Raw genomic sequence first — 12,714 nt, 5'->3', positions numbered from 1 at the left:
GGACCGGGAGCGCGGGGCCCGCGGGGAGGCCGGGCACGCGCTCGCGCCACCAGCGCGCGTCGGCGGAGGAGCGGGACGCCTCGGCGTGCGCCGCCCGGGCGGCCAGCTCCGCGCGCACGTCGCGGCGGATCGCGGGGAGAGGCCGCCCGGGCTCCTCCACCAGCGCGCGGAGGTCGGCGAGGAGCACCCTGAGGCTGATGGCGTCCCCCGCGAGCATGTCGAGGTCGACGTGCAGGCGGCAGTCGCTGCCGGGCAGGAGCGTCAGGTCGACGCGGAGCACCTCGCCGCGCTCGACGTCCATGCGGCGGTGCGTGCCCGCGTCGCGCATCCGCGCCAGGCGCTCCGCCACCGCGTCGGAGGCGAGGCCGCGGAGGTCGTGGACGCGCAGCCGCGCCGCGGGCGGCTCCTCGCCGGCGGGCAGCGGCTGCTGCGTGCCGTCGTCCCGGAAGCGCATCCGCAGCGACGCGTGCCGCGCGACCAGGGCGGCGAGGGCCGCGCGCAGCCGATCGGGATCCAGCTCCGCCCCGTCGAGCTCCACGTAGAAGTGCGCGGCGACGGATCCGGAGGGCTGGCCGGGCTGGCGACCGAGCCAGTACGCGTGCTGCAGCGGGGTGAGGGGGGAGGGCGCCTCGGGGTCGAGAGCGGGGGCCGCGGCGGGAGCGTCCGCATCCGCCGCATCCGCCGCGGCGCCCAGCAGGCGCTCCCACGCGCGGATCGTGGGGTCGGCCGCGAGCCGCGCGAAGTCGGCCGCGCGGCCCTCCCGGCGCCAGCGTCCGGCCAGGCGGATGAGCGCGGTCGACTCGAGCCCGAGGTCCACCAGGTCGTCGTCGAGGCCGACCTCGGCGGGGTCGAGGCGCAGGGCGCGGGCGACCTGGTCGCGCAGCAGCTCGACGGGAGGGCCGGAGGGGATCCGCTCGGTCATGTGCACGCTCCTCGGGCTCGGTCTGTTGAGAATCGTTATCATATGGCCGGTCGTCGCGTCCGTGCGGCGACCGTCCACGGCACGAGGGAGGCCCCACGCATGCACGAGCACGAGCGCGAGCACGAGGGGCGTCCCGGCGGGGAGCCCGAGGGCGGATGCGCGGCCTGGGCCGCCGGCGTGGTCGCGGACGCCCGCGCCGCCGGGCGGCAGCCGGACGTCCGGCTCGACGGCATCCTGCGGCGGAGCGCCGCCCGCGTGCCCGACCGCACGGCGCTCGTCGGCGGCGGCGGTCGCTGGACCCACGCCGAGCTCGACGCCGAGGTCGACCTCGCCGCGCGCGGCCTCGTGGCATCGGGCATCCGCCCCGGCGACCGGATCCTCGTGCAGCTCGCCGACGGCGCGGCCTTCGTCATCGCGTGGACCGCGCTCGTGCGCGCCGGCGCCGTGCCGGTGCACGCGATGCCCGCCCACCGGCACATGGAGCTCGCCCACCTCGCGTCCGGCAGCGGCGCGCGCGGCATGGTCGTCGCGGAGCGCGTCGGCCGCGAGGACGGCCGGGTCCTCGCGGAGGGCGTGCGCGCGGCCTGCCCCGGGCTCGACCTCGTGATCGTCCACGGTCCCTCGCGCGTCGCGGGCACGCTCACCTGGGAGCGGATCCGCGAGCGCGGTGGCGAAGACGGACGCACCGCCCCCGCGCTCGACCCCGTCGCGCCCGACGGCGAGCCCCGGCTCGCGCTCCTCCTCCACTCGGGCGGCACCACGGGCCTGCCCAAGCTGATCCCGCGCCACCACGCGGACTACTCCTACAACGCGTGGGCGGCGGCGCGCGCGGCCAGCATCGGCCCCGACTCGGTGCTGCTCGCCGTGCTGCCCGTGGCCTTCAACTTCACCCTGGCGTGCCCCGGCGTGCTCGGCGTCCTGGGGGCGGGCGGCACCGTCGTGGTCGCGCCCGATCCGGATCCCGCGACCGCCTTCGCGCTGATCGCCCGCGAGCGCGTCACCCACGTGCCGCTCACCCCCACGCTGGCGCGGGCGTGGATCGACGAGGCCGCGCACACGACGGCCGACCTCTCGAGCCTCCGCGTCGTCCAGGTCGGCGGCGCCCGGCTCGACGACGTCACGGCGCGCGCCCTCGAGCCCGCGCTCGGCGCCACGCTCCAGCAGGTCTACGGGATGGCCGAGGGGCTCATCTGCATGACCGCCCTCGACGATCCGCCCGAGCTGCGCTGGAGCACGCAGGGCCGGCCGATCTCGCCCGACGACGTGCTCCGGATCCGCGCCGCCGACGGCTCCCTCGCGGCCGACGGCGAGCCGGGCGAGCTGGAGACCCGCGGGCCGTGCACGCTCACGCGCTACCACGCGGCCCCCGCGGCGGACGCGACGGCGTTCACGCCCGACGGCCTCTACCGCACCGGCGACGTCGTGCGGCTCCTCCCGTCGGGGCACGTCGTGGTGACGGGCCGCGCCAAGGACCAGGTCAACCGCGGCGGCGAGAAGTACGCGGCGGCGGAGATCGAGCGCTACCTGCTGGCGCTGCCGGCCGTGCGCGCCGCGGCCGTGGTGTCGGTGCCGGATCCCGACCTGGGCGAGCGCGCCGTCGCCGTCATCGCCTGCACCGGCCCCGCGCCCGACCGCCGCGCCGTCGTCGCGCACCTCCGCGCGCTCGGGGTCGCGGCGTACAAGCACCCGGACCGGGTGGTCGTGCTGCCCGAGCTGCCCCTCACCGCCGTCGGCAAGATCGACAAGGCCCGGGTGGCGGCGCTGCTGGCCGCGGGCGACGGCGGCCGCGGTGCTTGAGGCGATCCTCCCCGCCGGCGCGGTGCTGGCGGAGGAGCGGGGACCGGCGGGCGAGCACGCCCTGCACCCCGCCGAGGCCGTCGCGGTGGCCCGCGCCGTCCCGTCGCGTCGGCGCGAGTTCGCGGCGACCCGGGCCTGCGCGCGCACGGCGCTCGCGGCGCTCGCCGGGGGCGCATCCGTTGTCGCATCCCCGGGCGCATCCGCGGTCCGGGACGACGCGTCGGTCGCGATCCCGAAGGGCGTGGGCGGGGACCCGGTCTGGCCGCGCGGGGTGGTCGGCAGCCTCACGCACTGCGCGGGGTACCGGGCCGCCGTCGTCGCGGGCACGGACGCGTTCCGCACCATCGGGATCGACGCCGAACCGCACGCGCCCCTGCCCCGGGACGCCCGGGACATCGTCGGCACCGCGGCCGAGCGCGATCCGGATCCGCCGCTCGGGCCCGGCGTGCACGCCGACTGCGTGCTCTTCAGCGCCAAGGAGTCCGTGGGCAAGGCGCACTACGCCCGCTACCGCGAATGGCTCGGGTTCCCCGACCTCCGCGTCACCCTCCACCCGGGCGGCGCGTTCACGGCCCGTCGGAGCGCACCCGGCCCCATCCCGTTCCCCGCCTACCGCGGCAGCTGGCTCGTCGTCGACGGCCTCGTCCTCACGTGCGCGTGGCTCGCCGTCCCCCGCATCCCGTCCGCCGTCCGCGGCGATCGTCCCGTCCCCGGCATCCCGTCCGTCCCCCGCCCCGCCTGAAGGAGTCCCCATGCCCGCAGCCCCCGTGACCCGCGCGACCGAGCTGTCGATCACCCGCGACCCGCTCGGCGCCGCCGCCGACCTCGCGCGCGCCTTCCGCCACGAGCCGCACGTCATCCTCGAGGAGGCGGGGCGGTTCTCCTGCGCGATCGGCGCGTGGGCCGAGGTCGTGGTGGACCGACGGACCGTCCGCCTGCGCGTCGTCGGCGAGGAGGACGTGGTCGTGCCCTGGCGGGAGCAGCCCCTCCGCGAGGTGGAGCGGCTGCTCGACGGCCTGGGCCCGGATCGCGGTCGCGCCTACGGCACCGCGTGCTTCGAGCTGGCGCGGGCGCACGCGGGCATGCCGGTCGCCGAGGAGGCGGGGGAGCTCCTGCACGTGATCCTGCCGCGCACGGAGGTGCTCTTCGCGGCGGGCAGCGCCACCGTGCGCTCGGGGGACGCGCGCGAGGCGGCGGAGGTGGTCCGCATCCTCCAGGCGCCCGAGCCGGCGCCGGTGCCCGAGTCGGTGCCCGCGCCCGCGGCGGAGTCGGTGCCCGCGCCCGCGCCCGCGGCGGAGCGGGAGCCGGAGCCGGAGCGCTCCGGCCTCGCCGACCCCGACGACGGGCGCGCACGCTACCTGGCGGCCGTCGCGGAGGGCATCGCGGCGATCCACGCGGGGGAGCTGCAGAAGGTCGTCCTGTCGCGTCGGGTGCCCGTCACGGGCGAGGTGGACCTGCCCGCCACCTTCGTGCGCGGACGCCGGGCCAACACGCCCGCGCGCTCCTACCTGCTCGGTCTCGGCGGCGTCGAGGCGGTGGGCTTCAGCCCCGAGATCGTCGTGGCCGTGGATGCCCGGGGCACCGTGCGCACGCAGCCGCTCGCCGGCACGCGGGCGCTCGTGGCCGACGCCGGCGAGTCGCGGCGGCTGCGCGAGGAGCTCCTGGCGGACGTCAAGGAGATCCACGAGCACGCCATCTCGGTGAAGCTCGCGGTGGAGGAGATGGCGCCCGTGTGCCGCCCGGGCAGCGTGCGCGTCGAGGAGTTCATGGTGGTGGAGGAGCGTGGATCGGTGCAGCACCTGGCCTCCCGCGTGGCGGGCGAGCTGGTCGACGGGCTCACGGCCTGGGACGCGCTGGCCGCGCTGTTCCCGGCCGTGACCGCGTCCGGCGTCCCCAAGCGCGCCGCGTTCGACCTCATCAGCCGCCTGGAGGGACGCGACCGCGGGCTCTACGCCGGTGCCGTCCTCCGCATCGACGCGGACGGCGCGCTCGACGCGTCGCTGGTGCTGCGGACGCTGTTCCGCCGCGGCGACGCGACGTGGCTGCAGGCCGGCGCGGGCGTCACGGGGTCGTCCCGTCCGGCGCGCGAGCTCGAGGAGACGCGCGAGAAGCTGGCGAGCATCGCCGACCACGTCGTGCGCGCGCACGGCGCGGCAGACGCGCACGGAGCGGCAGACGCGCACGGAGCGGCAGACGCGGCCGACGCGGCCGGTGCCGCGCGGGAGCCGGCCGACGCTCGCGCCGTCGGCGTGCGCGCTCCCCGCGGAGCCGCCGCCGCCCGGTGACGGGGCACGGCGTCAGACCCCGCCGCCCCCGCCTCCTCCACCGCCGCCGCCGGAGGTGGTCCCTCCCGTGGATCCGCCGCTCGTGCTCGACCCCGAGTACGCGCTGCCCATGCTGGACGACACCGACCCGAGGCTCGACGCGAACACGGCGGGCGCGAACGGCGTGCTGCCGGAGTACCAGACCGGCTCGCGGCGCTGGTCGTCGTAGCGGCGCCCGAGCTCGTCGCCCCACTCCTCCTCCTGGCCGAACAGGGCGGCGTACGGCAGCAGCTCCTCGGTGAGCCGCAGCACGTCGACGTGGTCGTGCGGGAGGTCGGCGCGCAGGGCGCCCTCGGGCGACTGCAGCATCCGGATCCGGTCGGCCTCGGCCAGGCGGATGAACTCCTTGAGCCCCCGCAGGTGGTCGCGCAACGCGACCCCGCGCTCGGTGAGCGGGTGCGTCACGAGCGCGACGATCGTCATCCCGAGCGCGAGCACGGCCGCCACGAGGAACGCGATCACGACCGGCCCGCCGTACGCGTCCGCGAGCGCCAGCACGGCGAACACGACGGCCGCCGCCGTGCCGATCGACGCGGCGACGATGAGCAGCGTGATCGCGCCCACGGGCAGCGGCCTCCGCAGCCCATCGGAAACCGTGCGCTTCCGCACCGCGGCCATCACCTTCTGGATCCGCGCGGCCGCCTTCGTGTCGGTCCGCTTCAGGTCCTTGACCGTGCCGGCTGCGGCGCCGTCGCCGAAGACCGCGGCGACGAAGGCGCGCTCGTCCGGGTCCGTGACGCGCGCCGGATCCACCAGCTCGAGCGCGAACGACGGCTTCCCCGTGCCGTCGCGCTCCAGGATCCGCACGGCGCCGCGCACCGCGAGGTCGAGCAGGAGCGCGGTCGTCGCGCGCGCCGCCGAACCCGAGACCACGGCGGAGACGAGGAGCCCCACGCCCTCCGGCGGGTCGTACTGGGCGACGATCGTCCCGCGCCCGGGCGCGTCGGCGAGCCGGCGGCGGCGCAGGACGAGCGCACCGACCGCGGCCGCGACGGCGACGAGCGCGCCCGCGAGCGACAGCGCCGGCCACGGCGCCGCGAGGAAGGAGGAGTCGCGCGGCGTGAAGGTGCCGCGCTCGAACCCGATGGAGAGGCTGAGGTTCTCGCGCGGCCCGAGGTCCTCCGCCGTGGCCGTGAAGCCCGTCTCGGTGCGGACGATGTCGGCGGGTCCGTCGGCGCCCTCGGGACCGGCCGCCGCGTCCGCGCCGCCGGTGAGCCGGTCGAGGAGCTCCGGCGCGATCTCGACGGTCGCCGTCACCCTCCCGAACGGCTGCGCCCAGTCGAGTCCGTTGGTGTCCCAGTAGAACTCGTCGGCGTCCGTGTCGGCGAAGGAGCGCGTGACGTCGTGCTGCTCGTAGTCGATGACGTATGTCTGCTCGCCGCGCACGAAGGCGTCGTCGGCGATGGTGAGCACGGTCGCGCCATCGTCCGAGTCGGTCTCGAACGCGCGCGGGGCGCCGGACGCGTCCGTCACGGAGAGCACACGGAGCCCGGTGGGGTGGCCGTCGTGCTCCTGCGCGAGCGCGCGGCGGATCCCGCGGTTCTGGTCCCGGTCGGGGAACTCGGCGACCAGCGTCTCGGTGCTGCGGAGCACGGAGCGGCCGTCGGCGTCGGTCGACAGCCGGTAGACGGCGTCGAATGAGCGGAAGGAGAAGTCGTCGGCCTCCGCGTGCGCAGGGGCGGCGATCCCGAGGGGGATCGCGAGCGCGGTCAGCAGCCCGGCGACCAGGGCGAGGCGGATGCGCGCGAGGCGGGCGCGGGCGAGGCGGATGCGCGCGAGGCGGGCGCGGGCGGCGGGCTCACGCACGGGTCGCTCCGGCCGCGCGGATCGCCCGCCGGATCGGCCGTCCCGGCCCCGGCTCGAGTCGCGCCTCCGGGACCTCGGCGTCGACCGTCCCGTCCTCCGCGTGCGCATCCGACGTCGTCATCGTGCTCCCCTCGCGCGACCCCCGTCGCACGAGGAGTCAACCACGCGGGGGATCCGCCAGCAGGGTCGCGGCGTCGGCCGCGAGCCCCGCGTACGCGGACTGCCGCTCCAGCCCCGACGCCTCGCGCGCCGCGGCCTGCACGACGATGGTCCACGCCTGGTCGCCGTCCTCCACGAGGTACGCGAGCGCGAGCGTGCCCACGGAGCTGCCGCCCTTGAAGGCCACGTGGTCGAACCGCTCCGGCTCGGGGAGGGCAGGGTTCGCCGCGAGGATCCCGCGCACGGGCTCCCCGGCCGGCGTCCGGGACAGCTCGTCGAGGCGCACGTGCGCGCGGGCGATGTCGTCGGGCGTCGCGAACCAATCGGCGCCCGAGGTCCACACCACGTCCGTGACCGCCGACACGGGCACGTCGAGCACGCCGCCCGGCAGCCCGTCGAGGAGCGCGCGCCGCTCGGCGGCTTCGCCGTCGGCCCAGCGCGCGCGGAGGGCGCCGCCGTCCTGCCAGCCGATGCGGAAGAGGTCGCGCGTGGTCATGAGCGGCACGTTGCGCGGCGGATCCGAGTGGCCGAGGTCCGCGAGCGCCGCCTCCACGCGCTCCCGCCCCACCGCCTCGACGACCATGTCGGTCGCGGTGTTGTCGCTGATCGAGATCATCTTCCCGGCGGCCTCGCGCACGCTGAGGACCGTGCCGGTCGGCGCGTCCTGCAGCTCGCCGGAGGGGAGGCTGCGCACGTCGTCGGTGACGGTGAGCGGGTCGTCCCAGCCGATGCGGCCCTCCTCGACCGCCTGCACGAGCGCGCCGAGCACGTAGAGCTTCACGATGGATCCGATCGGCCGCGCCTCGGTCGCGGCCACGCCGTCGGGCAGCACCTCGAGGATCCGCTCGCCGAGGGCGCCGTCCGCCACGCGCGTGACGGTGAGCGACACGTCGCCGCCGAGCGCCGCGGCCTGCTCCTCGAGCTCGGCCCAGCTGGTCGCGGGCGTCCGGTCGCCCTCGGGCTCGCCGAAGAAGAGGCCCGTGATGAGGCCGGCGTCGTCGACGACGACCTGCATGTCGAAGGTCCCGCCCGCCTCGCTCGCGATGGTGGTGACGGACTGCGCGCCCTGCTCCTCGTGCGCGGTCGGGGTCCAGGGCCGGCCTGTGCGCACCTGCTCGAGCACGGCGGCGAGCTCCTCCGCGGTCGCCGCGTCGAGCATCACCTGCGCCAGGCGCTCGCCCGTCTCCTGCACGGGGACGGGGTCCTCGGCGTTCACCGTGTCGAGCAGCCACTGCGCCTGCTGGCCGACGGGCGATCCCGGGAGCACCACGGGCTCGGCGGCGGCGGGCGAGGCGGGGGCGGGATCCGCGGGGGCGACGGAGCAGCCGGTCGCGAGCGCGGTGACGGCGGCCAGCGCGAGCGCGAGCGCCGTCCGGGCGGGACGGGACGGGCGCGATCGACGGGACGGACGGAGCGGTGACGGGGTCATGCCCCCATCCCACAGGAACGGGGCCGCCCGGTCGTCCCCCATGAAGGGGAATCGTCCGGGCGGCCCCGAGGGTCGCCGTTGCGCCGTCGGCGGCGCGCCGTGGATCAGGGGCGGGGCGCCACCTTGCTCTGGCCCGGGTCGCGGCCCGAGACCACGTTCGTGTCGACGTCGAACGCCTGGTCGCCCTCGCCCACGTTGTGCTCGAGGATCTGGTCGAAGGCCCAGTTCTCCGGGATCTTCGCACCGAGGTTGGCGCCCCAGCCCGTGGACATGTCGGCCACGTAGCTGAGCTCGGTGAGGTGCGCGGCCGCGAGGTTCGCGCAGATGCGGCGGCCGGCGTACACACCCACCCGGTACGCGCTGGCGCGGCGCTTCAGCTCGGCGTGGATGCCGCGGAAGTACGGCTGGAGGTACGTCTCGACCTCGGCGGGCGTGGCGTCGAAGTCGATGGCGTAGTAGATGACCGTGCCGGGCAGGAACCCGAGGCGGTCGGCGGCCTCGACGGCGCGGCCGGCGGCGCGCACGCCGAGGTCGTACGAGAAGTACGTGTTGTCGGTGCCGCCCTCCTGGAAGATCGGGAACACCTTGAGGCCGCCGGCGAAGATGGCCTGCAGCTCGCCGTCCTGGATCTTCTTCTCGAGCGCGTCCGGACGGTCGGAGTTCGTGAGGTAGCGCCCGACGACCGTGTAGCCGGCGTCGCGGAGCGTCTTCGCGCGGGCGGCATTGATGACGGTGATGCCGTCGACGGCCTGGCCCGGACGCGTGCTGTCGCCGTTGCTGGCGAGGAGCGCCGCGAAGGTGCGGAAGTCTCCGATGCCCGTCTCGGGGAGGGCGACGGTGCGCTGGAACTGGGAGAGCCGCTTGGCCTGCTGGGCGGAGAAGGTGCCATCGACGGGCCCGTCCCACGTGCTCATGACCACGAGCGACGCCTGGAGCAGGTGGACCAGGTACCCGGTGGTGTCGACGGATCCGACGGTGAGGGTCGGCTGCTTCCGCAGCGTGGCGCGCGTGAGCGGGCCGAAGGCGCCGTTCGCGGTCTCCTCGGCGATGCCGATCTCGAGCTGCAGCGCGTGGATGAGGGCCTTGTGCGCGTCGGCGGTCCACACGCCGTCGGTGGTGACGGCGGGGAAGCCGGCGCGCGTGCCGTAGCGCGCGGCCAGCTTCTGCTGGATGTCGCGGACGACGGGGCGCCCGGTGGACGCGAGCGGGGCGTCGGTGGTGGGGGGTGCGGCGGGCGTGGCCTCGTCGGCGTGCGCGGGGCCTGCGGCGATCAGGGCCACGGGGACGGCGGCGAGGGCGCCGCCCAGGACGGAGCGTCGGGACAGGTTCATCGGTGTGCCTCCCATGCCGGTCCGCCGGGCGGACCGGTCCGCAGGGCGGCTCGGTCGTCCGGGGACGGCGGTCTGCGGTTGTCCGTTGGCCTGATGGCGACGCGTGGTGCCGCCGGGCCGAGCGGGCGTGAACCGTCAAGATAGGGGAGCGGCCTCCACGCCGACGCCCGGCGTCCACAGGGGAGCCGTGCGATGGATCGTGCGGGCCGTGCGGGCATCAGCCAGCGGAGCCAGCGGAGCCGGCGGATCCGGTCGGGCCCGCGTCCGCGGACCCGTCGCGGTCGCCCGGCCGGATCCGGTCGCGCGCGTGGTGCAGCGTGTCCGACGGCAGGGGCGGCACCCCGCGCGAGAGCCGGGCGAGCCCCGCCTTCACGACGACCGCCGTCGCGATCGCGAACAGCGCCAGCGTGATGAGCGCGGAGGCCCACAGGGGCAGCGCGAGCAGCAGGAGCGCCACGACCACCGTGGCCAGGAGCCCGAGCGACACGAGCGCGAGCGCCACGCCGATGCCGAGCAGGATCGCGCCGGCTCGGGCGGAGCGGGCGCGCTCGCCGATCTCGCGCTTGGCGGAGTCGATCTCCGCGCGCACCGCGCGGAGCAGGGGATCGACGGCCTTCTGCGCGAAGGACCCGCCGAACCAGCCGCTGCGGGAGGAGCTGTCGTCGTCGGTCATGGTGCGTCTCTTCTCTCGTGGAGCGGATGGTGCGGGCAGAGGCCCGCCCCGGCGCGGACCGATGGGGTCCGTGCCGGGGCGGACGGGTGATCAGGCCAGGCGCGTCTCGCTCGACATGCTCGAGCGGAGGCCGCCGGTGATCTGGATGACGACGGGGACCTCGGTGCCGAGCACCGCGTCGAGCCGGGTCACGGCCTCGTCGACCGTGCGGCGCACCGCGACGGGCGAGATGCCGCGTCGGGCGACCGCGGTGACGCGCAGCGCGGCGGCGTCCGCCACCTCGAACGCGGTCACGTCGACGGAGACGATCCCGGGGTCGTCGTGCAGGGCGTCCTCGAGCAGCTGCTGCGCGAACCGCGCGTCGATCACGAGGGCGCCGCCCGTGGGCGTCGACCCGTCGCGTCCGCCCTCGATGCGCACGAGGGTGCCGGTGCGGCCGTGCCCCTGGCGGAGCGCGAACCACGCGAGGACCACGATGAGCACGAGGGCCGCCAGGGCGACGACCCAGAGGATCCACGGCTGGTCGCCGGAGAGCGCGTCGGCGACCGGCTGCTCGGCGTCGGACGCCGCGCCGGAGACCGTGGACTGCACGTCGGGCAGCAGGCTGCCCGCGCCCAGGGCCACGCCGACGGCGAGGAGGACGAGCCCGACCACGATGACGAGGAGGCGGTTCAGCGCCCGGTTCGTGCTGGTCATGAGCCCACCTTCCCGTTCGTCGCGAGCGTCACCTTGGCGGTGAGCGCCGGCGTGTAGTCGTACCCGTCGAGCTCGGCGCGGACCGCCTGCTCGATGGCGGCCCGGTCCGGCGTGTATCCCGTGGAGGGGGTCAGTCGGACGAGGGCCTGGCGCTTGGAGACGCTGACGTCGACCTGGTCGGGCGACACGTCGCCCGCGTGGCTGGCCGTGAGGGCGATCGAGCGCGCGATGACGCGGTCGTCCACGACGGCCGCGGTGCGGCCGATGCTCCCGCCGCGGCGGCCGCGGCTGCCGGGCTTCAGCCCCACGATCACGAGGACGAGCCCCAGGATCGCGATCGCGACGCCCACCGCGACCAGCGCGCCGGCCGGGGCCGACGCCGCCTGGAGGGCGGACGACGCGAGGTCGGCCGGCGCGAGGAGCAGCGGCGCGGCGCCGACGGCCGCGAGGACCGACTCGGTGCCGAGCCAGGCGAGCACCAGGATCAGGAGGACGGCGATCGTGATGGCGATGCCGGCCCGGGACGAGTGCGTCTCCCGCCGCACGAGGCGGCGGTAGGTGCTGTCGGCGCTCATGAGACCCTCCTGCGTGCCTGGATGCGGGCGCCCGTGATGCGGAGGTCGACGCGTCCCACGGTGGATCCCGTGAGGCCGAGGACCCGCTCGCGCACCTGGATCTGCGCCCGGGTCAGGCGCTCCACCAGCGACCCCTCGGCGACCTGCCGGTCGGAGAGCGCGGGGACGCGGATGGGCGTGCGCGCCTCCACGGTGAGCGTGCCGCCGACGTCCGTCAGGGTGACGGAGACGTCGTCGGCGGGCACCTCGAGGGCGTCCGCGGTGACGGCGGAGACCACGCGGCGCACGGCGCGCGGCGTGACGGTGGTGCGGCCCCGCGTCGCCCGGGAGGCGGTGCCGGGCGACCCGGGCTCCGCCAGCGCGGAGGTCACGACGACCGGCGCCCGCGGAGGGCGTCGGCGAGCCCGCGGACGTCCAGCTTGCCCTCGAGCACGCGGCCGACGCCGAAGCCGACGGCCATGAAGATCAGGACGAGGAGGAAGCCGCCGAACCCGAAGGCGAGGCCGGAGAGCGCGAGGACCGCCCCGACGAGGAGGCCCGTGGTCGTGGGGGTCACTGGACGCGCTTCTCGGCCGCGTCGTCGTTCGACGGCTTGTCGGACGGGAGGTTCACGTCGGTGATCGTGACGTTGACCTCGGTGACCTCCATGCCGACGACCTGGTCGATCGCGTCGCTGATCGCGTTGCGCACGTCGTCCGCGACCTGCTGCAGGTCGACCGGGTACTCGGCGATGAGCGTGACGTCGACGGCGACCTGCGTCTCGCCGACCTCGACGGAGATGCCCTGGCCGCGGTCCTGCTGGCCGATGACGTTGCGGATCGCGCCGACGGCGCGTGCGGCGCCGTTGCCGAGGTCGTGGACTCCGGCGACCTGGCGCGCGGCGATGCCGGCGACCTTCTCGATGACGCCGTCGGCGATGGTGTTCTTGCCTCCGGTGCTGCCGGTGCCGGTGACGCCGGTGGACGCGGACGTGGGGGTGATGCTCGACATGGTGTCTCTCTC

The 12,714-nt window shown here is 76.3% G+C and carries 13 protein-coding genes; 3 read left to right on the top strand and 10 right to left on the bottom strand.

Features of this window, described 5'->3' with window-relative positions; translation table 11 throughout:
• Positions 1–922 (bottom strand): condensation domain-containing protein (locus tag AWH51_RS02110; RefSeq protein WP_254654441.1); only part of this gene is annotated, 922 nt, incomplete at its 3' end.
• A 99-nt stretch (positions 923–1,021) separates the two neighbouring features.
• Between AWH51_RS02110 and AWH51_RS02105 the strand changes: the two genes are divergently transcribed.
• Genes AWH51_RS02105 through AWH51_RS02095 form a run of 3 tightly spaced genes read left to right on the top strand, consistent with a single transcriptional unit; the run spans position 1,022 to position 5,004 of the window.
• A complete protein-coding gene (locus AWH51_RS02105) occupies positions 1,022–2,719 on the top strand; it encodes a (2,3-dihydroxybenzoyl)adenylate synthase (protein WP_063070487.1) in 1,698 nt (565 codons plus the stop codon).
• Positions 2,712–3,461, top strand: coding sequence for a 4'-phosphopantetheinyl transferase family protein (locus AWH51_RS02100; RefSeq protein WP_063070486.1), 750 nt, complete (start codon positions 2,712–2,714; stop codon positions 3,459–3,461). Before AWH51_RS02105 ends, AWH51_RS02100 begins: the two co-directional genes overlap by 8 nt.
• Before the next feature lie 10 nt (positions 3,462–3,471).
• Positions 3,472–5,004, top strand: a complete 1,533-nt coding sequence (locus AWH51_RS02095) for a salicylate synthase (protein WP_063070485.1) — start codon at positions 3,472–3,474, stop codon at positions 5,002–5,004.
• Between the two features lie 12 nt (positions 5,005–5,016).
• On the opposite strand, the gene AWH51_RS02090 is transcribed toward AWH51_RS02095, so the two are convergent.
• The 9 genes from AWH51_RS02090 to AWH51_RS02050 all read right to left on the bottom strand — a co-directional run bounded on the left by AWH51_RS02090 (position 5,017) and on the right by AWH51_RS02050 (position 12,702).
• The gene (locus AWH51_RS02090) at positions 5,017–6,849 is read right to left on the bottom strand and encodes a DUF2207 family protein (protein WP_254654440.1); all 1,833 of its coding nucleotides are present in this window, start codon (positions 6,847–6,849) and stop codon (positions 5,017–5,019) included.
• A 157-nt stretch (positions 6,850–7,006) separates the two neighbouring features.
• Positions 7,007–8,437, bottom strand: coding sequence for a serine hydrolase (locus AWH51_RS02085; protein ID WP_081234791.1), 1,431 nt, complete (start codon positions 8,435–8,437; stop codon positions 7,007–7,009).
• A gap of 104 nt (positions 8,438–8,541) precedes the next feature.
• On the bottom strand, positions 8,542–9,768 hold the full coding sequence (locus tag AWH51_RS02080; RefSeq protein ID WP_063070484.1) for a glycoside hydrolase domain-containing protein: 1,227 nt from the start codon (positions 9,766–9,768) through the stop codon (positions 8,542–8,544).
• A gap of 217 nt (positions 9,769–9,985) precedes the next feature.
• Positions 9,986–10,441 carry a phage holin family protein gene (locus AWH51_RS02075; RefSeq protein ID WP_063070483.1) on the bottom strand — a complete coding sequence of 152 codons (456 nt, stop codon included), beginning with the start codon at positions 10,439–10,441 and terminating at the stop codon, positions 9,986–9,988.
• A gap of 90 nt (positions 10,442–10,531) precedes the next feature.
• Entirely contained in the window at positions 10,532–11,137 is a 606-nt protein-coding gene (locus tag AWH51_RS02070; protein ID WP_063070482.1) for a hypothetical protein, read from the bottom strand.
• Positions 11,134–11,712: a hypothetical protein gene (locus tag AWH51_RS02065; protein ID WP_063070481.1), complete on the bottom strand. Its 579-nt coding sequence runs from the start codon at positions 11,710–11,712 to the stop codon at positions 11,134–11,136. The genes AWH51_RS02070 and AWH51_RS02065 overlap by 4 nt, the downstream gene beginning before the upstream one ends.
• Positions 11,709–12,083 (bottom strand): hypothetical protein, encoded by a 375-nt coding sequence (locus AWH51_RS02060; RefSeq protein ID WP_063070480.1) that lies wholly within the window; start codon positions 12,081–12,083, stop codon positions 11,709–11,711. Before AWH51_RS02060 ends, AWH51_RS02065 begins: the two co-directional genes overlap by 4 nt.
• On the bottom strand, positions 12,080–12,268 hold the full coding sequence (locus tag AWH51_RS02055; RefSeq protein WP_063070479.1) for a DUF2273 domain-containing protein: 189 nt from the start codon (positions 12,266–12,268) through the stop codon (positions 12,080–12,082). The genes AWH51_RS02060 and AWH51_RS02055 overlap by 4 nt, the downstream gene beginning before the upstream one ends.
• Positions 12,265–12,702 (bottom strand): Asp23/Gls24 family envelope stress response protein, encoded by a 438-nt coding sequence (locus AWH51_RS02050; protein ID WP_063070478.1) that lies wholly within the window; start codon positions 12,700–12,702, stop codon positions 12,265–12,267. The genes AWH51_RS02055 and AWH51_RS02050 overlap by 4 nt, the downstream gene beginning before the upstream one ends.
• Between the last annotated feature and the right edge of the window lie 12 nt (positions 12,703–12,714).

This window comes from Clavibacter tessellarius (genome assembly GCF_001618005.1).
Lineage (GTDB): Bacteria > Actinomycetota > Actinomycetes > Actinomycetales > Microbacteriaceae > Clavibacter > Clavibacter tessellarius_A.
This window is presented reverse-complemented; position numbering and strand designations above follow the sequence as displayed.